The sequence below is a fragment of the Arthrobacter sp. TRD_SC_6 genome, assembly GCF_055361185.1.
This window is the reverse complement of sequence record NZ_CM143953.1, coordinates 1,402,710-1,421,623: the sequence shown is the minus strand read 5'-3', so window position 1 is coordinate 1,421,623 and position 18,914 is coordinate 1,402,710. Positions and strand designations below refer to the sequence as shown.

The following is an 18,914-nucleotide window of genomic DNA, read 5'->3' as shown; positions in this document are numbered from 1 at the left end:
TGATCGCGCTTCTAGCGGGTGCCAGCCGCGCGCTGACTGGAAATTTCATACAGGCTTATGCCCACGGCCATTGAAGCATTGAGCGATTCCATGGCCGCGTTGATGGGTATGGAGACAATCTGGTCGCAGTTCTCCCTCACCAGCCGGGACAGGCCCTTGCCTTCGGAGCCAACCACCAGGCAGACCGGCTCGGTACCCAAGGTGAGGTCCGGGAGCGAGACATCACCGTCGCCGTCGAGCCCCAGCACGAAAATCCCCTGTTCCTTGAAGGACTTCAGGGCATTGTTCAGGTTGCCCACGCGCGCCACTGGAACACGCACTGCGGCGCCGGCGCTGGTCTTCCAGGCTGCTGCGGTCACGCCGACGGACCGGCGCTCCGGCACGATCACACCGTGTCCGCTGAAAGCCGAAACCGAGCGGATGATGGCGCCGAGGTTGCGTGGATCAGTGATGCCGTCAAGCGCCACGAACAGGGGCGCCTGGCTCAGGTGCCCCTTCTTCCACTTGGCGAGGGCCTCAACGGCAAGGTCATGTCCGTCCGCGTATTCATACGGCGGAATCTGAAGCAGCAAACCCTGATGCACGGAACCGTCTGCCATGCGGTCGAGCTCCGGCTTGCCCGTTTCCATCAACGGGATGCCGCGCTCGGTGGCGAGCTTCAAAGTCTCGCGGACCCTGTCATCCACATCGATGCGGATGGCGACGTGCAGCGCCTTGGCCGGGATGCCTGCGCGTAGTGCCTCGACGACGGCGTTGCGGCCGGTGACGAATTCCTCGGCCGGCTTGCCTTTACCGCGGGAGGTACCACCCCTGCCCGCCTGCCGTTTTGCAGCGGAGCGCTCTGACAGCTCCTTGTTCTTGAAGGCCTTGTGGTAGGAGCGATCCTCAGCCTTCGGGGTAGGGCCCTTGCCCTCCAGGGCTTTCCTGCCGTGCCCGCCGGTGCCGGTTGTGGGGCCCTTCTTGAGCTTGCGAACAGCACCCGGACGTCCTTGGTTGGCCATGGGAAACACCTTAAGTTGGAGGAAATGCTTGCCTCCAGTTTACGCGGGCGTTTCTTCCGATCTTTCCAGCAGCGAGCTTGCCGACAACTCAGTCCCGCGCAAGGCTCCAGCGCGCTCCGTCTGCCGAGTCCTCGACGACGACGCCGGCACCCGCCAGCGCGTCGCGGATCGCATCGGCACGGGTCCAGTCCCTCGCCGCGCGGGCTTCGCTGCGTTGCTGGAGTTGGGAACGAATCAGGGCGTCAAGCACGGCGTGTTCGGGGCCCTCGCGGCTTGCCGCGCCCTCGACGGCGTCGAGCCCTAGGGCAGCGGTCATCGCGCGCACCTGCGTGGCGGCGGAGGCGGCGCTGTCGTCGTCGTTCGCTGCAAGCGCGGTGTTGCCTGTCCGCACGGCGTCGTGCAGGGCCGCGAGGGCCCTCGGGACGTTGAGGTCGTCATCCATGGCTTCGATGAACGCAGCGGGGAGGTTGCGCCAATCCGGCTCAGTGGTGGGCGCCTTCGCGAGGAACCCGTCGATGCGCTCGACGGCGGACGCGGCCTCCTGCAGGGAGGTCGGACGGTAGTCGAGGACGGAGCGATAGTGGGCCTGCCCGAGGTAGTACCGGACCACGCGCGGGCTGGCGAGTTCCAGCATTTCGCCTGGGCTGACTGTGTTGCCGATGGATTTGGACATTTTCTCACCCTGGTAGGTGACCATGCCGTTGTGCATCCAGACACGCGCGAAGGGGTGGCCCGCGGCCTGGGACTGTGCCATTTCGTTTTCGTGGTGCGGGAAGCGCAGGTCCAGGCCGCCGCCGTGGATATCGAACTCAGGGCCGAGGTATTTAGTGACCATGGCGGAGCATTCCAGATGCCAGCCCGGGCGTCCGGCTCCCCAGGGACTCGCCCAGGCAGCGGACTCAGGCTCCCCGTCTTTCCAGCCCTTCCACAACGCGAAGTCGCGCGGATCCTTCTTTCCCCGGGGAGAGGCGTCGGGTGTCGCCTGCATGTCGTCGATGCTCTGCCGGGTCAGGCTGCCGTAAGCGGGCCAGGACCGGACGTCGAAATACACATCGCCGGAACCGTCAGTGGCGGAATAGGCGTGCCCGCGGTCAATGAGGTGCTGGATGAGTTGGTGCATCTCCGGAATGTGACCGGTTGCGCGGGGCTCGTAGGTGGGCCGCTGGACGCCGAGGGTGTCGTAGGCCTTGAGGAACTCCTGCTCGTACCGGTAGGCCAGTGCCCACCATTCCTCGTTGGGAACGGATTCAGGGTCCGCGGACTGCGAGGCCAGGGCTTTTGCCAGGATTTTGTCGTCGATGTCCGTGACGTTCCGGACCACGGTGACCCTGTAGCCGCTGATGCGCAACCAACGGGTCAACTGGTCAAAAGCGATGGCGGAGCGGACGTGGCCCACGTGAGGCATTCCCTGCACCGTTGCCCCGCAGTAGTAGACCCGCGCTTCACCCTCCACCAGGGGCGTGAACGCGCGGACTTCTGCGGTTGCGGTGTCATAGAATCTGAGGCTCACCGATCCAGACTACAGAATGGCTGCGGCCAGTCCGGCGTGGGTAGATGGGGCAGCCCGCGCGGGACGCTCGCTCAGGGCAGGACGACGACGGCGGTGGCGATCGCCGCTATGCCTTCGCCCCTTCCGGTGAACCCAAGGCCGTCCGTCGTGGTGGCCGACACGGTGACAGGCGCTCCGACCGCCGCCGACAAGATGGCTTCGGCTTCGCTGCGGCGCGGGGTGAAACGCGGCCGGTTGCCAACGAGTTGGATGGCAACGTTTCCGATCTCAAAGCCTGCTGCACGCACAATACGGGCCGCCTCCGTCAGCAGGGTGACCCCTGAGGCGCCGGCATACTCAGGCCGGTCGGTGCCGAAATTGCTCCCCAGGTCACCGGTTCCCGAAGCTGAGAAGAGTGCGTCGGCGGCGGCGTGGGCTACTGCATCGCCATCGGAGTGGCCCGACAACCCGCGCTCGCCAACCCACTCGAGCCCCGCCAGCCACAGGGTCCGGGGCTCTTCTTCCGGCGCGAAAGCGTGAACATCGAACCCGATGCCGGTCCTTGGCAGGTTCGGTCGACTATTCACGGGCTAACCTCCTGTGCCTGGAGCACCAGGGCTTCGGCGAGCATCAGGTCGTGTGGCGTGGTGACTTTGAAGGCGAGCGGATCCCCTGCTGCGACGGTTACCGGGATACCAAGCGATTCGACGAGCATGGCGTCGTCGGTGATCTTTTCGGGGTGATCGGCCGCTGAGTGTGCATCCCGCAGGGTTGCAGCCTCGAATCCCTGCGGAGTCTGGACTGCCCGGAGCGTTGCCCGGTCCGGTGTGCCCGTCACCGCAGTCCCGCTCACGGTCTTGATGGTGTCCGTAACGGGAATACCGGGAACGACGGCGGGAGCTCCGTTGGCGACAGCCGTCACCACTGAGTGGAAGACGTGGGGCGGCGTCAGCGCGCGGGCGGCGTCATGGACCAGGATGATGGAGAGGTGCTCAGGCAGGCCAGCGAGCCCTGAGCGGACGGACTCGGGTCTGCTCGCACCGCCGTCGGTCACGGTGATTTTCACGTCCGTTGGTGGCCTGTTGGTGAGGATGGCGCGGAGGTCTGTGTCGCCGGCAGGGACAACCACGCAGATGTGTTGGGCCACACCGGCCGTGATAATTCCGTCGAGTGCGTGCTCCAGCAGCGTTTGCCCCGCGCAGAGGACGAGGGCCTTGGGCACACCGCGGCCGAGCCGTTGACCGGCTCCTGCGGCGACAAGTACTACTCCGACTCGCGATGGATCTGCATACACTGCTTCACCCTATGCGAAGGCGAGCGCGCCTTCGCATAGTCGCAGGACAGAACCAGGACAGCAAAAGGAAAGGGACCGCTTTCGCGATCCCTTTCCTTTTGCTAGGAGGCCAGTACCTCATCGAGGACTGTGGCGGCCTTCTCTTCATCCGTCTTCTCTGCAAGCGCGAGTTCGGAGATCAGGATTTGCCGTGCTTTGGCGAGCATTCGCTTCTCGCCAGCGGACAGACCACGATCATGATCCCTGCGCCACAGGTCCCGAACTACCTCGGCAACCTTGATGACATCGCCTGATGCGAGCTTCTCCAGGTTGGCCTTGTAGCGCCGTGACCAGTTGGTGGGCTCTTCGGTGAACTCGGCACGGAGTACGTCGAAAACGTGCTCCAGGCCTTCCTTGCCCACTACGTCGCGAACCCCTACAAGGTCAACGTTCTCTGCTGGAACTTCAATGGTCAGATCACCCTGCGCCACTTTGAGCCTGAGATACATCTTCTCTTCGCCCTTGACGGTGCGCATCTTGATCTCTTCGATCTTTGCTGCGCCGTGGTGAGGGTAAACAACTGTTTCGCCGACCTCAAAAACCATGTGGATAATCCCCTTTCCCGCAGATCAGTTTATCACGAAAACGACACGCCCATTACGTATTTTCGCAGGTCAGCGGGCCGAATGACGATCAATTGACTATCATTCCGCTCTTGACGCCGGCGGTAATAGATGCATGTCCGGGTGTTCGCGGACGTTACCAAGTCCGTTATTTACGGCCGATGCGGATAGGCTGTTCCGTAGCGAAAGTCCAACGGTCCGCGTGACCAGTGATCCCCAGGAGTCAGTGCCGTGAAGAGTGCCCCGAAGACCCGAGTGCAGCAGGCGGTTGTTGCCGGAAGCGCTGTGCTGGCCCTCCTTGGAGCAACGGGCTGTTCTGTCACCAGCCAGCAGGCGACCACCATCCAGTACGCGGCTTCGGACGGAATCGTCGAGCAGGTCGGTCCGGTGCTGCTGCGCAACGTCCTGATTATCACCTCGGACGAAGGCGAGCCTGGCACTCTCCTCGGCACCCTGTTCAACGAGTCGGATTCCACCGTCCAGGTGTCCATCGAGGGTGAAAACGAGACCTCCGAGGTTACGATCCCCGCTGGTGAAAAGTACGTATTCGAGGACGAGGTCGACGATGACGGCACCCTCGCCGGCATCAGCGAGATCCCGGGAGCCCTGGTGGACCTCGAATTCTCGGTGGACTCGGACTCCGCCACCTTCCGGGTGCCGGTACTGGACGGAACGCTTGAGGAATACCGTGAGTTCGTGCCCGGCGGCTACACCCCGGAGCCCTCACCAGAAGAGACCGAGGAAGAACACTAGGCCCCCAGAAGCTACGCGAAAGGCGCCGGTCTTGTGACTGGCGCCTTTGTTGCGTAGCCCGGCGGTTGTCCACAGGCAGCCTCTCCGTAGGAGGCGCCCTCTTTACGGCTCGTACTTGTAGCCGAGACCCCGCACGGTCACAAGGTGGCGCGGGGTTGATGGATCAGGTTCGATCTTCCCGCGCAGGCGCTTCACGTGTACGTCGAGCGTCTTGGTGTCGCCAACGTAGTCCGAACCCCACACGCGGTCGATCAGCTGGCCGCGGGTCAGCACCCGGCCGGAGTTGCGCAGCAGCATCTCGAGCAGCTCGAACTCCTTGAGCGGTAGCGAAACCTGCTCACCGTTCACGCTGACCACGTGCCGTTCAACGTCCATCCGCACGGGACCTGCGGCAACCGAACTGGACACAAGTTCCTCAGGCTCACCCTGCCGTCGCAGGACCGCGCGCACACGGGCCACCAATTCGCGGGAGGAGTAGGGCTTCGTCACATAATCATCGGCTCCGAGTTCCAGGCCCACCACCTTGTCGATCTCGGAGTCCTTGGCGGTCAGCATGATCACTGGGACGCTGGAGCGCTGCCGCAACTGGCGGCACACTTCGGTGCCGGACAGGCCCGGCAGCTGGAGGTCCAGTAGCACGAGGTCCGCACCGGCCCGGTCGAATTCGGTAAGGGCGTCAAGACCGTTATCGACGACGACGGCGTCAAAGCCCTCCTTGCCCAACAGGTACGACAATGGGTCGCTGAAAGACTCTTCGTCCTCAACGATCAGGATTCGGCTCACGCTTTCACTCCTTGGTTCTGGGCTGTGGCGCCCTTTTCGCTCTTGACGTTGTCCTGCTTCGAGGCCGTGCCGCCGCTATCGCCGTGGGTGCTGCCCAGCCCGCCGTCGTCGTCGTTCTCGACAGATTCCATCTCCGGAAGACGGACTGTGAAGGTGCTCCCCTGGCCCGGTTGTGACCACACTGTCACTTCACCACCGTGGTTGGAGACCACATGCTTGACGATGCTGAGCCCCAACCCGGTGCCACCGGTCTGGCGGGAACGCGCTGCATCGATGCGGTAGAAGCGCTCGAAGATCCGTTCCTGCTCCTCGGAGGTGATGCCCAGCCCTTGGTCCGTGACTGAAACCTGGGCGAGCCCGTCCCTCGACCGCAGCCCAACGCCTACACGGGTTCCCACCGGTGAGTACCGGATGGCGTTGTCGATGAGGTTGCGGAAGGCGGTCATCAGTAGGTCCGGGTCACCGTAAACGGGCAGGTCAATCTTCCCGCCGACAACGATCTCAATGTCCTTGCTCTCCGCCGGAAGCTTGTTGCGGTCAACCGCCTCGGTGATCACGCTGTTGACGTCCACTGGTTTGCCGCGGCGCACGACGTCGGTGCCCTGCAGCCGCGAGAGTTCAATGATGTCCTGGACCAGTGCCGAAAGCCTGCCGGATTCCTTGTGCATCCGCTGCGCGAAGCGGCGGACGGCCACCTCGTCCGAGGCGGCGTCGTCGATCGCTTCTGCGAGCAACGAAATGGCGCCGACGGGTGTCTTCAGTTCATGGGAGACGTTCGCCACGAAGTCGTTGCGGATTTCTTCAGTACGGGTAATTTCGGTGCGGTCATCAGCCAGGATCAGGATGTACTCCTCCCCGAGCGCCGCCACTCGAGCCTGGACGATGATTGTGCCCTGGCCAAGGGGGCCGCGGGGAAGTTCCAGCTGGTGTTCCTCGATCACGCCGTCCCGGCGCACGCGCGCCGTGAGCTCGAGGAGTTCGCTGTGCACCACGGTGTGACCGCGCACCAGACCGAACGCATACGCAGCGGGGCTCGCCCTGACCACGCCATCGATGGCATCCACGATGAGGTAGGCGCGCCCAACGACGGACAGTACGTCTGCCGCGCCCTTCGGCAACACTGGTTCGTCCGGATCCATGCGGACCCGCCGCTGGGCCTCACTCAACCGGAATGCCAGCATGCCGGTAACGCCAACGGCGAGACCGATCAGTCCGGCGACAAGGCTCAGGAAAACTGGATCCACAAACCTAGCTTAGGCGGTGGTCCGGCGCCCCCATGCTGATCCGGTGGCTTTGGCTTCCCGGTTCAACTAACGTTCACCTAAAGATGCGTAACAGTTAACGGGCAACTGGAAATGTGCAGAGCAGGACTGCGCATCAGCGCCCGTTCAGCACCTCATAGGGAAAGGACGCCCACGTGCGTAAGGTTTTTCAAGCGGAGCTTCACCAAATCGGCGAAGAACTCATCGAGATCTCCCAGCTGGTTTCCGAGGCCGTGCAGAAGGCCACCAGTGCGTTCGAGGGAGCGGATACCGAGCTGGCCCAGGAAGTCATCGCCGCAGATGCGCGGATCGATTTCCTCCAGAACGATCTCGACGAGCGGGCAATTGACGTCCTCGCCCTCCAGGGGCCGGTCGCGAGCGACCTTCGCATGATCGTGGGGGCGTTGCGCATGAGCGCCTCGCTCGAGCGAATGGGCGACCTCGCGCGGCACATCGCACAGCTCGCCCGCCTGCGTTTCCCGGAGAACGTGATTCCGGAAGGTATCCGGCCTACGTTCGTGGAGCTTGCCGAGCTGGACATCGCCATTGCCAGCAAGGTCACCGAGTTGCTCGAAACGCGCAACCTGGAGCTCAGCAACGAGATCTACGCCCACAACGCCCGGGTCAACGAACTGCACGCCAGCGTGTTCAAGGCTGTTGCTGCGTCGGATTGGAACGCTACCGCGCCGACCACCGTGGATGTAACGCTCGCGAGCCGCTACTTCGAGCGCTTCGCGGATCACGGCGTTTCCGTGGCGCGGAAGGTGACCTACCTGGTCACGGGTGAGTGGCAGCCGAGCGCTCCGCTCAACTGAACGCTCACGCGGAGAACGACGTCGGCCCGTCCCCTACCGGGGCGGGCCGACGTCGTTCCCTGGTCAGGGTTTCTGTTTAGTGCTTGGCCTTGCCCTGGTTCGCAACGGCCCTGATCGCGGCCTCGGCTGCGTCTGCATCAAGGTAGGTGCCGCCGGCCTTGACGGGCTTGAGGTCCTCATCCAGCTCGTACACCAGGGGAATGCCGGTGGGGATGTTGAGGGAAGCGATGTCCTCGTCGCTGATGCCGTCCAGATGCTTCACTAGGGCGCGCAGCGAGTTGCCGTGCGCGGCAATCAGCACGGTCTTGCCGGACTTTATATCGGCGCTGATATCCGACTCCCAGTACGGTAGGAACCGGTCAAGGACGTCCTTCAGGCACTCGGTGCGGGGAATGCTGTCACCGAGATCCGCGTAGCGGGGATCATTCGCCTGGGAAAACTCGCTGGAGTCCTCGAGCGGCGGCGGCGGGGTGTCGTAAGAGCGGCGCCACTCCATGAACTGCGCCTCACCGTACTCGGCCAGGGTCTGTGCTTTGTCCTTACCCTGCAGCGCACCATAGTGGCGCTCGTTCAGGCGCCAGTCCCGCTTGACATCAATCCAGCTGCGGTCAGCCGCCTCAAGGGCTAGGTTCGCGGTGATGATGGCGCGCTTCTGGCGTGAGGTGTAGACGATGTCGGGAAGGACATCGTGTTCAACCAAAAGCTCTCCGCCGCGCACGGCTTCCTTGCGGCCCAACTCTGTCAGCGCCACGTCCACCCAGCCCGTGAAAAGGTTCTTTTCATTCCACTCGCTCTGGCCATGGCGCAGCAAAATCAGTTTGTAAGAAGTCATGGTCCCAGTCTGCCGTATTTGAGGCGGCGCTTCACAGGAAGGACCCTGTGTTACCGGTGGCATACCCTTGAACAGTGCCAGGGAGGAAGCGTGATGAGACGGCTGGAAAGCCCGTCGGAGCCATCACCCGCGGCACTACGAATCCCAACCGGTTGCGACGAATGGACCGCTGGCTGGCAGGGCCGGAAGCCTGGCGGATCCTGGCCGCCGAAGACCCGCTCGTGGTGGACCTGGGCTACGGCGCGGCGCCCGTTACCGCCGTCGAACTTTTCGAACGCCTGCGGAGAATCCGTGACGACGTGGAAGTTGTCGGCATCGAAATTGATCCGGAGCGGGTGCTCGCGGCGCTCCCGTTGGAACGTCCCGGCCTACGGTTCGTGCGCGGCGGCTTTGAGGTCCCGCTGGAAGGGAGGCGGCCCGTCGTCGTGCGTGCGTTCAACGTGCTGCGCCAGTACGGCGAGGATGAGTACCTCGCGCATTGGGCCCTCGTACGGACGCGTCTGGCACCCGATGGGCTATTTATCGACGGGACGTGCGACGAGATCGGGCGCAGGGCCACGTGGGTTGCCGTAGATGCTGGCGGTCCCTTATCGCTGAGCATTTCCCTGCGCTTCGGAGGGTTCGAACTACCCTCGGACGTAGCTGAGCGTCTGCCTAAAGCGTTGATTCACCGGAACGTCCCCGGCGAGGGGGTTTACGACTATCTGCGGGCGCTCGACCGGATGTGGCTGGACGCAGCACCCCTGCAGTCGTTCGGGCTCAGGCAACGGTGGATACGGATGTGCGCGGCCATGGTCGACGCCGGGTGGCCGGTTCTCTACGGGCCAGCGCGTTGGAGGCTAGGAGAGGTGACGGTTTCCTGGGAGGCAGTGAAGCCCGGCTAGATCACCAGGGCCCGTACGGTCCGCCGCTCTGGACTTCGCTGACCGCTGGCTTGACATCGGCCAAGTAGACGCACGCTGCGATGACGGCGACCAGCTGCAGGATGCCGAACAAACCAAATGCACCGATCAGGGCGGTAATAACACCCACCGCAGCCGATCCACCCGTGATGCCGAGCCAGAAACCCTTGGTCCGCTTGAGCGAGGCTTCGAATGACACCGCCTTGCGCTTTGCGCAGTCAGCCAGTGCCCACAGCTCGATGCCGAGCGCGACATAGGCAAGGCCTCTGAAAAGCCAGAACTCGGTGAGCAGCACGATTTCCACAGTTCAAGCCTAACGGGTAGCGGTGGTGGAGGAGAGCGCCTGGGCCAGATCGCTCCAGAGATCCTCCACGTTCTCGATGCCGACGGAGAGCCTCACGAGGGCCTCCGGTACCGTGCGAGGCTCGCCCGGCTGCCGCCGTCGTCGTTCCATAAGGGACTCGACGCCGCCCAACGAAGTGGCGGGAAGCCAGAGGCGGACGGACTCCACCAGGGCGTCGGCGGCTTCCCTACTGGCGAGTTCAATACTGACAATGCCGCCGAAACCCTTGAGCTGCGCTTTCGCCCGGGCGTGCCCGGGATCCTGCGGGAGTCCGGGGTAGCGGACACGTTCGACGGCGGGGTGGGCAGCCAGCCTCTGGGCAAGGTCCAGAGCATTCGCCTGGCTGCGCTCCATCCGCAGCGCCAGCGTACGGAGTCCGCGGAGGGCAAGCCACACCTCGAATGGTCCGGCAATCGCGCCATGCAGCGTCCGATGCGTCTTCAATTCCGCCCTGGTGGCTTCATCCGAGGTCACCAGGGCGCCAAGCACGACGTCGGAATGCCCCGCCAGGTACTTGGTGACGGAGTGGAGGACGACGTCGGCTCCGTAGTCGAGCGGCCGGCACACCAGCGGCGTGTTGAAGGTGTTGTCAACAACGACGACCGCGCCCGCGGCATGCGCCGCATCGGTGAGGACCTTGGTTTCCGCGACCTCGAGCATGGGGTTGGTGGGGCTTTCCAGCCACAGCATGTCCGATCCGCCGAGCTGGTCCAGCACCTGCTGGGTGTCGGCTATGTCGACCTGCTTGACGGTCAGGCGGCCACGCTTCTCCTCGGCGAGGGCAAGCGAGATCGACCCTCCGTAGGCATGGCGTGGGATAACGACGACGCCGCCCGCCGGCACTAGCGACAAGGCGGCCGCCGCAGCTCCCATTCCCGAGGCGAAGGTAAGGGCAGGGAGAGCCGCGCCTTCCAGTTCGGCGAGCGCTTCCTCAAATGGGTCCCAAGTGGGGTTCGACATGCGCGCGTAGATGCGGTCGTCGCCCGAGGGTGGAGCAGTCTCGTAGAAAGTGGAGGAGAGGACGATCGGCGGGTTAACCGGGGAATCATGCTCGCGTGGCGGGCGACCGGCGGCCACCGTGAGCGTATCCGGGGCAAGCTGCTCATAGTGTTTACGGGATTCACTCATTGCATCAGGTTAGTTGGTTCAGGTATTGGTCCCTCGCATCGAGTGGGCGCTCATGACATGCCTGAAGCATGCAACTCGTGATGAGCGCCAGTTCCAAACCGGGTTTCCCCAGCCTGCACCCTTCGGCGATCAGACTGTCGGTGCCAGTCGGTAGGCTGATGCAGTGACCAATCAGACCTCCCGCCGCACCCGTGGACTGTTCATTGCCCTTGAGGGCGGGGACAGCGCGGGAAAGTCCACGCAGGCGCTGAGGCTGGCTGAATCGCTTATCTCTGACGGCCACACCGTCCTGCGCACCCGTGAGCCCGGCGGCACCGAGATCGGTGAGAAACTGCGGTCGCTCGTCCTCGACCACGGGCAGGGCCACATCGACCCGCGCACCGAAGCACTGATCTTCGCCGCTGCCAGGGCCGCGCACGTGCACCAGGTAATCCTGCCGGCGCTGGAGCGTGGCGACGTCGTCGTCTGTGATCGCTACATCGACTCTTCGGTGGCATACCAGGGCGTGGGCCGGGGGCTGGGCGCAGACAGCGTTTTGGGCATCAACCTGTGGGCGGTGGAGGGGCTTCGGCCTGACCTCACCGTTCTCCTCGACGTGGACCACAAGGAGGGCCGGGGACGGCGAGCTTCCGCCGCTGCCCCAGAGGACCGTCTGGAGTCCGAGCCCGATTCTTTCCACGAACAAATTCGCGCCGCCTTCCGTGATCGGGCGGAGTCGGACCCAGCGCAATACCTGGTGCTCAACGCTGCCGATCCCCTGGATCGGCTTGCCGCGGCCATCCTTGCGGCGGTTCAGGAGCGGCTGGCATGAGCGTGTGGACGTTCCTCACCGGCCAGGAGGCTGCGGTGGAACAGCTGCGCCGGGCCGCGGAGGCTGAGCGGCCGAGCCACGCCTGGCTGTTCACCGGCCCACCGGGTTCCGGCCGGTCCAACGCAGCCCGTGCGTTCGCTGCCGCACTGCTCTGCGACCGGCCTTCCCTTGCCGAACGGGGCTGCGGCGAGTGCAAGGCCTGCACGACGGCGCTAGCCGGCTCCCATGCCGACGTCACCAACGTGACCACCGAGAAAGTCACCATCAGCATCGACGAGGCGCGGGAATTGGTCCGCAAAGCCCAGGACAAACCCTCCACGGGCAGGTGGCGCGTGATCATCGTCGAAGACGCTGACCGCATGCAGGAACGCAGCACCAACGTGCTGCTCAAGGCGATCGAAGAGCCTCCCCCACGCACCGTCTGGCTACTCTGCGCGCCGAGCCCCGGGGATGTGCTCGTCACTATCAGGTCCCGGTGCAGGTCCGTCAGCCTGCGGGTTCCGCCGGTGGAAGAGGTGACACGGCTGCTTATCCAGCGGGACGGAATTGACCCAGTAATTGCCGAGGCTGCAGCCCGCGCCGCGCAGAGCCACATCGGTGTGGCCAAGCGGCTCGCCACGGACAGCGACGCCCGTGAACGGAGAAACCAGATTGTCCGGTTGCCGCTGAACCTGAGGAACATTGCTGGCGCGATGAAAGCTGCTGCTGAGCTGGTGAAGTTGGCAGAGGCGGAAGCGCAGAGTTCATTCGAACAGCGTGATGCCGAGGAGAAGGCCGCGTTGCTGGTCTCGCTGGGAGCTCCTGAATCGGGCACGCTCCCCCCGTCCCTCCGCGCTCAGGTCAAGCGTCTCGAGGATGACCAGACCCGGCGCGCCAAGCGGTCGAAGAACGACTACTTCGACCGCGCCCTCACCGACCTCACTTCCTTCTACCGGGATGTGCTGGTTTTGCAGGTCCGAACCGGCGGACGCCTGGTGAATGAGCCTCTGCGTCCTGAACTGGAACGCTATGCGGAGAACGGAAGCCCGGAGCAGACCTTAAACCGGATTGAAGCGATCAACAAAGTACGCACGCGGATTGTTGGAACCAATATCGCCCCACTCCTCGCTATCGAGGCGATGACCGTCAGCCTGCTGCCCGAGAAGGAACTTTCCGCGTGACCAACTCCCAACCCAAGCGCCACCGCAGGTTCCGGATGCTCGCAGGCGCTGCCGCCGTCGTCGTGGGTCTTGTTGTTTCCGGGTGTAGCGCTTCCGCACCGGAGACCGGGGCAGTGACCGCGCCGCCGGAGGTCATCGGTGACGTTCCTGATGGGCTGCGCGAGTTCTACTCGCAGGAAGTGACCTGGGAGGAATGCGAGGACGGTTTTGCGTGCGCAACCGTCAAGGTTCCCCTTGATTACAGCGATCCGGAGAGGGAGTCGATCAACATTGCGGCGATCCGGCTGGATGCAGCGGGCGATGCGCAGGGTTCGCTGCTGGTCAATCCCGGCGGGCCTGGCGGTTCCGGCTTCAATTTCGTGCGCGATATTGGGGAGTTTGTGCTCAGCGACCGGTTGCGCGGTGCTTACGACGTCATCGGCTTCGACCCTCGGGGTATCAACCGGTCCTCAGCCGTGGAGTGCCTGACCGACGAGGAACAGGATGCCGCCCGGCAAGACGTCTTCCCGCCGGATGTCACCGATGAGCAAGCCCTGGAAATCCTGGTGGAGGATTCGGCTGAGTTCGCGGACCTGTGTGCCGAGCGGACCGGGGAACTATTGGGCTACGTCGACACAGAAAGCGCGGCAAAGGACATGGACATTTTGCGGGCGATCGTGGGTGACAAGCAGCTGAACTACCTGGGCTTCTCCTACGGCACGCAGCTGGGTGCAGCCTACGCGAAGCTCTTTCCGGATAACGTTGGGCGCTTTGTGCTTGACGGGGCTGTTGACCCCTCGTTGAGTGCAAGTGAGGTGGTGGCCGGTCAGGTTGCGGCGTTCGACGAAGCGCTCCGGGCCTACGTTGCCGATTGCCAGACCGGGAATGACTGCCCGTTCCCCGGGGACGTGGAGGAGGGTGTCGCGGTGATCGATGGCCTCCTGGAATCGGTTGAGGAGAGCCCCATGACTGCGGCGGACGGCAGGCTGGTGACTATTGGATCGTTCTTCCAGGGTCTGGTGCTTCCGCTGTACGACGACGCCGGTTGGGCCGGTCTGACACAAGCGATTGATTCGGCCTTACAGGGTGACCCCACCCAGATGCTGTACTACGCCGACCTCAGTGCCGAACGTGAGGAAGACGGCAGCTACCTCACCAACATGGGCGCTGCGTTCACGGCCGTGAACTGTCTCGACTACCCCATGTCCGCCGACGTTGAGACCATGACCCTGGAAGCCGAGGAGTTGGAGGCAGCCTCCGCCGTCTTCGGCGAATACCTGAGCTACGGAGCCCTCACTTGTGAGGACTGGGCTTACGACGCCGTTCTGGAACCCGCGCCCGCAAGCGCGCCAGGTGCTGCGCCGATCGTCGTCATTGGTACTACGGGAGACCCGGCGACACCGTATGAGTGGTCGCTCGCCCTGGCCGACCAGCTCGAATCAGCCGTACACGTCACGTGGGAGGGGCAGGGCCACACCGCCTACGGCCGGTCCAACCAGTGCCTGGAAAACCTGGTTGATGACTACCTGATCGATGGTTCAGTGCCCGAGGACGGCGTGACCTGCTGATTTTGACCGCTACGCCAGCGCTCTTATACAGTTATGCCTTGTGAATGAGCCCCTGCGTCTGCAGGGATCATCCGCAGTCAGCCTCCTTAGCTCAGTCGGTAGAGCGTCTCACTCGTAATGAGAAGGTCGCCAGTTCGACTCTGGCAGGAGGCTCTCTTCATGCCCTCGGGAAGTCGCGAGTAAGCGCAGCCGGCTAACGCCGCCGAACCAGCTTCCTCACAATTACGACGGCGGCACCGGCCGCGGCAATCCACGGACCGCCCACCAGCAATGGGTCTATCCATTGATGGTTCACATCTGAACGCTTCACGCCGAAGCGGGAGCGGATCGGGTGCGCTCGCTTTTCCGCAAGCACTCCCGTCTCGGTTACCGGGTTATCGGGCCGAGCACTCACAAGCGAGCGCAGATGACTCTCGACAGCGTCCGCGCGGTCACCCGCGATCAGGAGCAGCCAGTGCGCCGCGCGTGCTTCGCTGAAGGAGCGGTACGCGTAGCGGCGGATCACACCCGATACTCCCTTGAGCGGCACGGAGGTTCCAAATACCGGCGTCACCATCGGATGTTCGATTGAGTGCTCGCGGCCGTCCCGGCCTGCCTGCTCTTCCGGGTAGTCCCAGTGGGCGCCGGTGGACTCGGGTGCGAATCTCTCCTTCGGGTAGGAAGGGCGGTCCGCCGGATCAAGGTCGGCACCCCACCCCGGGATACGTGCCTTCAGCTCTTCACGGGACTCGGGGCTTTCTCGCTTGCTTGCCAGGTACGGGGTTGACGGCATGACCTTCTCCTAGCTCGCCTCTGGGACGATGATCGGCTTGATGCAGTTATCGAGCTTGGCCGAGAAGATGTGATAGCCCTCCGCGATGTGCTCAAGCGGTATGCGGTGTGTGACGAGGTCGTTCGGTTTGAGATACCCATTCCGAATGTGTTCGAGCAGCCGGGGCCACTGCCGTTTCACCGGGCACTGGTTCATCCGGAGGGTCAGTCCCTTGTTCACGGCGTCCCCGAATTTCACCGCGCTGAAGATGGGCCCATAGGCTCCCACCACCGAGACGTTCCCACCTTTCCGCACCGAGTCGAGGGCCCAGTTCAGAGCCACTGGCGAACCACCCTGCAGCTTGAGCTTGGTGGCGGTGACATGCTGCAGGAAGTTTCCGTCCGCTTCAGCTCCGACTGCTTCGATGACGACATCCGCGCCCAAATAGTCAGTGGTCTTCTTCAACTGCACGACGATGTCGTCGAACTCGTTGTAGTTGAGCGTCTCAGCATGGGCAAAGGTGCGTGCTTTCTCGAGCCTGTACTCAAGCTGGTCTATGACGATCACCCTCCCGGCTCCCATCAGCCAGGCGGACTTGGCGGCATAAAGCCCCACCGGCCCTGCACCGAAGACAGCCACGGTGTCCCCTTCGACGATGTCGCCGAGCTGCGCTCCGAAATACCCGGTGGCGAGCGCGTCCGTCATGAGAAGGGCGTCTTCATCGTCCAGCCAGTCGGGAATCAGGGACGGCCCGACGTCGGCGAACGGTACGCGGACGAATTCCGCCTGGCCGCCGTCGTATCCCCCGGAAGTGTGGGAGTAGCCGTAGATGCCGCCAACCGCCGTCGCGTTCGGGTTGACGTTGTGACAGTTGGAGTACAGCCCCCGGGCGCAAAAGTAGCAGGAACCGCAGTACACGTTGAAAGGAACCATGACGCGGTCGCCGGGGCTGAGGTTCCGCACCGATCCGCCGACTGATTCGACGACGCCGATGAATTCGTGACCGAATGTTGTGCCAACCCGGGTGTCCGGCATCATCCCGTGGTACAGATGCAGGTCAGAGCCGCAGATAGCGGCGCGAGTCACGCGGACGATCGCGTCATTCGGGTGTTCAATCTTCGGGATGTCTTTTTCTTCGACCCGGATCTTGTACGGACCGCGATAGACCATTGCTCGCATAGCTGCCGCCTAACTGACTGTCTAGAAGAAAGTAAGCATACTGTCTATCTGTCGGGGGAGGCTAGGGTTTGTGGCCGATGGCACCGCCGCTCGCAGTCCCGCGTGGATACACTTGCCTACGATCCAGCCCGAACAGTCCCGGGCTGCGGACCGCCGCGATACGGAGGAGAGCTTCATGACCAACCGGGGTGTCTGCGGCGTTGACCTTGGCGGCACTGGATGCCGCGCGACCGCAGCACGTACCGAGGAACAGCCCGGCGAGGCGGTTCGTGTTGCCGGCGGCGTGCAGATTGAAGCCGGTGGCATTAACATCCCCGCACTGCTCGACGTCGTTGGCGAAGCGGTGTGCGGAGCTATGTTGTCAGCGCAGGTTGAGAGGCTCGACGCGCTGGTTCTCGGGATGGCGAGTGTCCAGTCCCTCATGGCCGACCCGACTCCGCTCCACACCGCACTCGCCGAACGCTTCGACGTCTCCGTAACGGTGGTATCCGGCGACATTCTCACCTCCCACGTCGGCGCACTGTCCTTCGAGCCGGGCGCGGTGCTCGCCGCCGGCACAGGCGCCACGGCTCTCGGCACCGATTATGCAGGGGTGTGGCATCGGGTCGACGGCTGGGGTCACCTGCTCGGCGACACCGGCAGCGGCGCCTGGATTGGCAGGCAGGGCCTCGAAGTGGCGTTCCGCAGTTTCGATGGCCGCGGCGGCTCCACTCCCCTGCTCGATGCTCTCCGCACACGATTCGGTTCGCCCGAGGCACTCCTCAAGCACATCTACACCCGCCCCGACCGCTCGAAGATGCTCGCTTCCTTCGTGCCGGACATGGCCCAGCTAGCCGACGACGGCGACGCGGACACTGCGCGCATCTTCCAGACCGCGGGCCGGGAGCTCGCCCGGACGGGGGCCGCTGCCGTCGGGGGTGGCGTCCCGCCCCGGCTCGCACTGGTTGGCGGCCTCTTCGACGCGACACCGCTCCTCATGGCCGCGCTGCGGGAGGAGCTCGGACTGCACCGGCCCGAGATTGAGCTGCTTCCCGCGCAGGGTACAGCGCTCGACGGCGCGTTCTTCCTGGCGCGGGCGGCCTCCGACAATCCGGCAAATGCGCTCAGCCACCCGCCCTACGTGACGTCAATGGTGCACGGCTGAGTTCAGCCCGGCAGGACGCACGCGGGCACGGGCAGGTTCATCGAGTCGACCTGCACCGTGCTGCCGGACGCATTGCACCGGAGCACGTCAAGGGTCGAGGAACCCTGGTTCGCCACAATCACCAAGTCCGCGGCGTCGTCGTCGGCTGCCACCACAGCGAAGTGACGCGGCCACGCCCCGCCAATCGGTGAATCACTGAGATAGGACAGCGACACACCATCCCCCACCCGGAAAACCGACAAGACATCAGGCCCGCGGGTCGCCGCGTAGAAGAGGTCAGCGGTGCCGTGTGAGACGCCAACCGCGATATGCGAAGGCTGGCTGGCAACGCCCTTTTCCAGCTGGGCATGATTTGCAGGCTGGCTCGACAGCAGCGCTCCGTCGGCGCTGAGCACGTGAAGACGCGAGTCGAGCTCACCGACGACGACGGCGCCACCCAACAGCGTCGCCAGGTGTCGCGGACCCGTGCCGGGCGGCAGCTTGGCCGCGATTCCGGCGGCTCCGGAGGCTGTGAAGCGGCGAAGCTCGTCGGTTCCGAGGTCGCTCACCCAAACCTCCTCGCCGGCGTCGTGAGCGTAGTGGGCGTGCGGGCCCTCCTGGCGGTCCGTGTTAGGGCCGCTGCCCTCGTGTCGGTGGACGATGGGCTCGCCGGAGGGCACGCCGTCGTCGTCGAGGTGGACCTGCGTCACGACGCCGTCTCCGTAGTTCGCGATCCAGAGCATATTCTGCTGCGCCAGAACGTGGCAGGGGGAGGAACCGCCGGTGGGGACGGTGCTGCGGTGGAGCAGCTCACCGTCGACGAGTTGGAAGGCCGCTACTTCACCGTCCGCGTTCTCCGAGACGGCATAGAGCACGGATCCGGAGGAGTGCAGGGCGAGAAAAGAGGGCGACGGCGTTGCCACAGCCAGTCTGGCGTCGCGCAGTTTCCCGGAGCGCAGGTCGAGGGTCACCTTCCAGATGCCTTCGCCGGAACCGGGATCCGATCCTGCCGCCGGGTAGGTGCCGATCCAGAGTGTCGCTGTGTCGCTGTTCATGGGACCATTCTTGCGCACGCCGCGTGTGCAGCGAGGAGTCGACTCTCCTGGCAAATTGAATCCCAGCGACGACAGCTAGGCTCG

The 18,914-nt window shown here is 64.1% G+C and carries 20 protein-coding genes and 1 tRNA gene; 8 read left to right on the top strand and 13 right to left on the bottom strand.

The annotated features are described in order from the left end of the window. Nucleotides 1-11 precede the first annotated feature (11 nt). The 5 genes from rlmB to ACWA1U_RS06950 form a co-directional block, all read right to left on the bottom strand. The gene (rlmB, locus tag ACWA1U_RS06970; RefSeq protein ID WP_463724612.1) at nucleotides 12-1,001 is read right to left on the bottom strand and encodes a 23S rRNA (guanosine(2251)-2'-O)-methyltransferase RlmB; all 990 of its coding nucleotides are present in this window, start codon (nucleotides 999-1,001) and stop codon (nucleotides 12-14) included. Between the two features lie 88 nt (nucleotides 1,002-1,089). After that, entirely contained in the window at nucleotides 1,090-2,511 is a 1,422-nt protein-coding gene (gene cysS, locus ACWA1U_RS06965) for a cysteine--tRNA ligase (RefSeq protein ID WP_463724611.1), read from the bottom strand. 71 nt (nucleotides 2,512-2,582) lie between these two features. Continuing rightward, nucleotides 2,583-3,077 (bottom strand): 2-C-methyl-D-erythritol 2,4-cyclodiphosphate synthase, encoded by a 495-nt coding sequence (gene ispF / locus ACWA1U_RS06960; RefSeq protein WP_463724610.1) that lies wholly within the window; start codon nucleotides 3,075-3,077, stop codon nucleotides 2,583-2,585. Next, entirely contained in the window at nucleotides 3,074-3,784 is a 711-nt protein-coding gene (ispD, locus tag ACWA1U_RS06955; RefSeq protein ID WP_463724609.1) for a 2-C-methyl-D-erythritol 4-phosphate cytidylyltransferase, read from the bottom strand. The genes ispF and ispD overlap by 4 nt, the downstream gene beginning before the upstream one ends. Nucleotides 3,785-3,885: 101 nt before the next feature. After that, complete coding sequence (locus ACWA1U_RS06950; RefSeq protein WP_463724608.1) at nucleotides 3,886-4,368, bottom strand: CarD family transcriptional regulator; 483 nt, start codon at nucleotides 4,366-4,368, stop codon at nucleotides 3,886-3,888. Nucleotides 4,369-4,617: 249 nt separating this feature from the next. Here ACWA1U_RS06950 and ACWA1U_RS06945 point away from each other — a divergent pair, with 249 nt between their 5' ends. Continuing rightward, on the top strand, nucleotides 4,618-5,139 hold the full coding sequence (locus ACWA1U_RS06945; protein WP_463724607.1) for a hypothetical protein: 522 nt from the start codon (nucleotides 4,618-4,620) through the stop codon (nucleotides 5,137-5,139). Nucleotides 5,140-5,241: 102 nt separating this feature from the next. On the opposite strand, the gene ACWA1U_RS06940 is transcribed toward ACWA1U_RS06945, so the two are convergent. After that, complete coding sequence (locus tag ACWA1U_RS06940) at nucleotides 5,242-5,922, bottom strand: response regulator (protein WP_463724606.1); 681 nt, start codon at nucleotides 5,920-5,922, stop codon at nucleotides 5,242-5,244. Continuing rightward, a complete protein-coding gene (locus ACWA1U_RS06935; RefSeq protein ID WP_463724605.1) occupies nucleotides 5,919-7,166 on the bottom strand; it encodes a sensor histidine kinase in 1,248 nt (415 codons plus the stop codon). Before ACWA1U_RS06935 ends, ACWA1U_RS06940 begins: the two co-directional genes overlap by 4 nt. Before the next feature lie 173 nt (nucleotides 7,167-7,339). Between ACWA1U_RS06935 and phoU the strand changes: the two genes are divergently transcribed. Beyond that, a complete protein-coding gene (phoU, locus tag ACWA1U_RS06930; protein WP_463724604.1) occupies nucleotides 7,340-7,999 on the top strand; it encodes a phosphate signaling complex protein PhoU in 660 nt (219 codons plus the stop codon). Between the two features lie 76 nt (nucleotides 8,000-8,075). On the opposite strand, the gene ACWA1U_RS06925 is transcribed toward phoU, so the two are convergent. Beyond that, complete coding sequence (locus ACWA1U_RS06925) at nucleotides 8,076-8,831, bottom strand: phosphoglyceromutase (protein WP_463724603.1); 756 nt, start codon at nucleotides 8,829-8,831, stop codon at nucleotides 8,076-8,078. A 161-nt stretch (nucleotides 8,832-8,992) separates the two neighbouring features. Between ACWA1U_RS06925 and ACWA1U_RS06920 the strand changes: the two genes are divergently transcribed. Beyond that, entirely contained in the window at nucleotides 8,993-9,715 is a 723-nt protein-coding gene (locus ACWA1U_RS06920; RefSeq protein WP_463724961.1) for a class I SAM-dependent methyltransferase, read from the top strand. A gap of 1 nt (nucleotide 9,716) precedes the next feature. On the opposite strand, the gene ACWA1U_RS06915 is transcribed toward ACWA1U_RS06920, so the two are convergent. Both ACWA1U_RS06915 and ACWA1U_RS06910 read right to left on the bottom strand, forming a co-directional pair. Then, complete coding sequence (locus ACWA1U_RS06915; protein ID WP_463724602.1) at nucleotides 9,717-10,037, bottom strand: DUF2516 family protein; 321 nt, start codon at nucleotides 10,035-10,037, stop codon at nucleotides 9,717-9,719. 9 nt (nucleotides 10,038-10,046) lie between these two features. Then, nucleotides 10,047-11,204, bottom strand: coding sequence for a trans-sulfuration enzyme family protein (locus tag ACWA1U_RS06910; RefSeq protein WP_463724601.1), 1,158 nt, complete (start codon nucleotides 11,202-11,204; stop codon nucleotides 10,047-10,049). 163 nt (nucleotides 11,205-11,367) lie between these two features. On the opposite strand from ACWA1U_RS06910, the gene tmk reads away from it, so the two are divergent. From tmk to ACWA1U_RS06890, 4 genes are all read left to right on the top strand, one after another. Beyond that, nucleotides 11,368-12,015 carry a dTMP kinase gene (gene tmk / locus ACWA1U_RS06905; protein ID WP_463724600.1) on the top strand — a complete coding sequence of 216 codons (648 nt, stop codon included), beginning with the start codon at nucleotides 11,368-11,370 and terminating at the stop codon, nucleotides 12,013-12,015. Continuing rightward, nucleotides 12,012-13,175 (top strand): DNA polymerase III subunit delta', encoded by a 1,164-nt coding sequence (locus tag ACWA1U_RS06900; RefSeq protein WP_463724599.1) that lies wholly within the window; start codon nucleotides 12,012-12,014, stop codon nucleotides 13,173-13,175. The genes tmk and ACWA1U_RS06900 overlap by 4 nt, the downstream gene beginning before the upstream one ends. Further along, the gene (locus ACWA1U_RS06895; protein ID WP_463724598.1) at nucleotides 13,172-14,722 is read left to right on the top strand and encodes an alpha/beta hydrolase; all 1,551 of its coding nucleotides are present in this window, start codon (nucleotides 13,172-13,174) and stop codon (nucleotides 14,720-14,722) included. The genes ACWA1U_RS06900 and ACWA1U_RS06895 overlap by 4 nt, the downstream gene beginning before the upstream one ends. A gap of 80 nt (nucleotides 14,723-14,802) precedes the next feature. Continuing rightward, a tRNA-Thr gene (locus ACWA1U_RS06890) sits at nucleotides 14,803-14,875 on the top strand. A 40-nt stretch (nucleotides 14,876-14,915) separates the two neighbouring features. On the opposite strand, the gene ACWA1U_RS06885 is transcribed toward ACWA1U_RS06890, so the two are convergent. Together ACWA1U_RS06885 and ACWA1U_RS06880 are read right to left on the bottom strand one after the other, a co-directional pair. Further along, the gene (locus ACWA1U_RS06885) at nucleotides 14,916-15,494 is read right to left on the bottom strand and encodes a hypothetical protein (RefSeq protein WP_463724597.1); all 579 of its coding nucleotides are present in this window, start codon (nucleotides 15,492-15,494) and stop codon (nucleotides 14,916-14,918) included. A gap of 9 nt (nucleotides 15,495-15,503) precedes the next feature. Next, nucleotides 15,504-16,652 (bottom strand): zinc-dependent alcohol dehydrogenase, encoded by a 1,149-nt coding sequence (locus tag ACWA1U_RS06880; RefSeq protein ID WP_463724596.1) that lies wholly within the window; start codon nucleotides 16,650-16,652, stop codon nucleotides 15,504-15,506. Nucleotides 16,653-16,827: 175 nt separating this feature from the next. On the opposite strand from ACWA1U_RS06880, the gene ACWA1U_RS06875 reads away from it, so the two are divergent. Beyond that, nucleotides 16,828-17,796 carry an N-acetylglucosamine kinase gene (locus tag ACWA1U_RS06875; RefSeq protein ID WP_463724595.1) on the top strand — a complete coding sequence of 323 codons (969 nt, stop codon included), beginning with the start codon at nucleotides 16,828-16,830 and terminating at the stop codon, nucleotides 17,794-17,796. A gap of 2 nt (nucleotides 17,797-17,798) precedes the next feature. Here ACWA1U_RS06875 and ACWA1U_RS06870 read toward each other — a convergent pair whose 3' ends face one another. Next, a complete protein-coding gene (locus ACWA1U_RS06870) occupies nucleotides 17,799-18,830 on the bottom strand; it encodes a lactonase family protein (RefSeq protein ID WP_463724594.1) in 1,032 nt (343 codons plus the stop codon). Nucleotides 18,831-18,914: the final 84 nt, after the last annotated feature.

Coding starts and splice junctions, on each gene's coding strand:
- ACWA1U_RS06870 (WP_463724594.1), bottom strand. CDS start 18,830: ATGAACAGCGACACAGCGACACTCTGGATCGGCACCTACCCGGCGGCA.
- rlmB (WP_463724612.1), bottom strand. CDS start 1,001: ATGGCCAACCAAGGACGTCCGGGTGCTGTTCGCAAGCTCAAGAAGGGC.
- ACWA1U_RS06920 (WP_463724961.1), top strand. CDS start 8,993: ATGGACCGCTGGCTGGCAGGGCCGGAAGCCTGGCGGATCCTGGCCGCC.
- ACWA1U_RS06925 (WP_463724603.1), bottom strand. CDS start 8,831: ATGACTTCTTACAAACTGATTTTGCTGCGCCATGGCCAGAGCGAGTGG.
- ACWA1U_RS06880 (WP_463724596.1), bottom strand. CDS start 16,652: ATGCGAGCAATGGTCTATCGCGGTCCGTACAAGATCCGGGTCGAAGAA.
- ACWA1U_RS06910 (WP_463724601.1), bottom strand. CDS start 11,204: ATGAGTGAATCCCGTAAACACTATGAGCAGCTTGCCCCGGATACGCTC.
- ACWA1U_RS06950 (WP_463724608.1), bottom strand. CDS start 4,368: ATGGTTTTTGAGGTCGGCGAAACAGTTGTTTACCCTCACCACGGCGCA.
- ACWA1U_RS06885 (WP_463724597.1), bottom strand. CDS start 15,494: ATGCCGTCAACCCCGTACCTGGCAAGCAAGCGAGAAAGCCCCGAGTCC.
- ACWA1U_RS06900 (WP_463724599.1), top strand. CDS start 12,012: ATGAGCGTGTGGACGTTCCTCACCGGCCAGGAGGCTGCGGTGGAACAG.
- ACWA1U_RS06875 (WP_463724595.1), top strand. CDS start 16,828: ATGACCAACCGGGGTGTCTGCGGCGTTGACCTTGGCGGCACTGGATGC.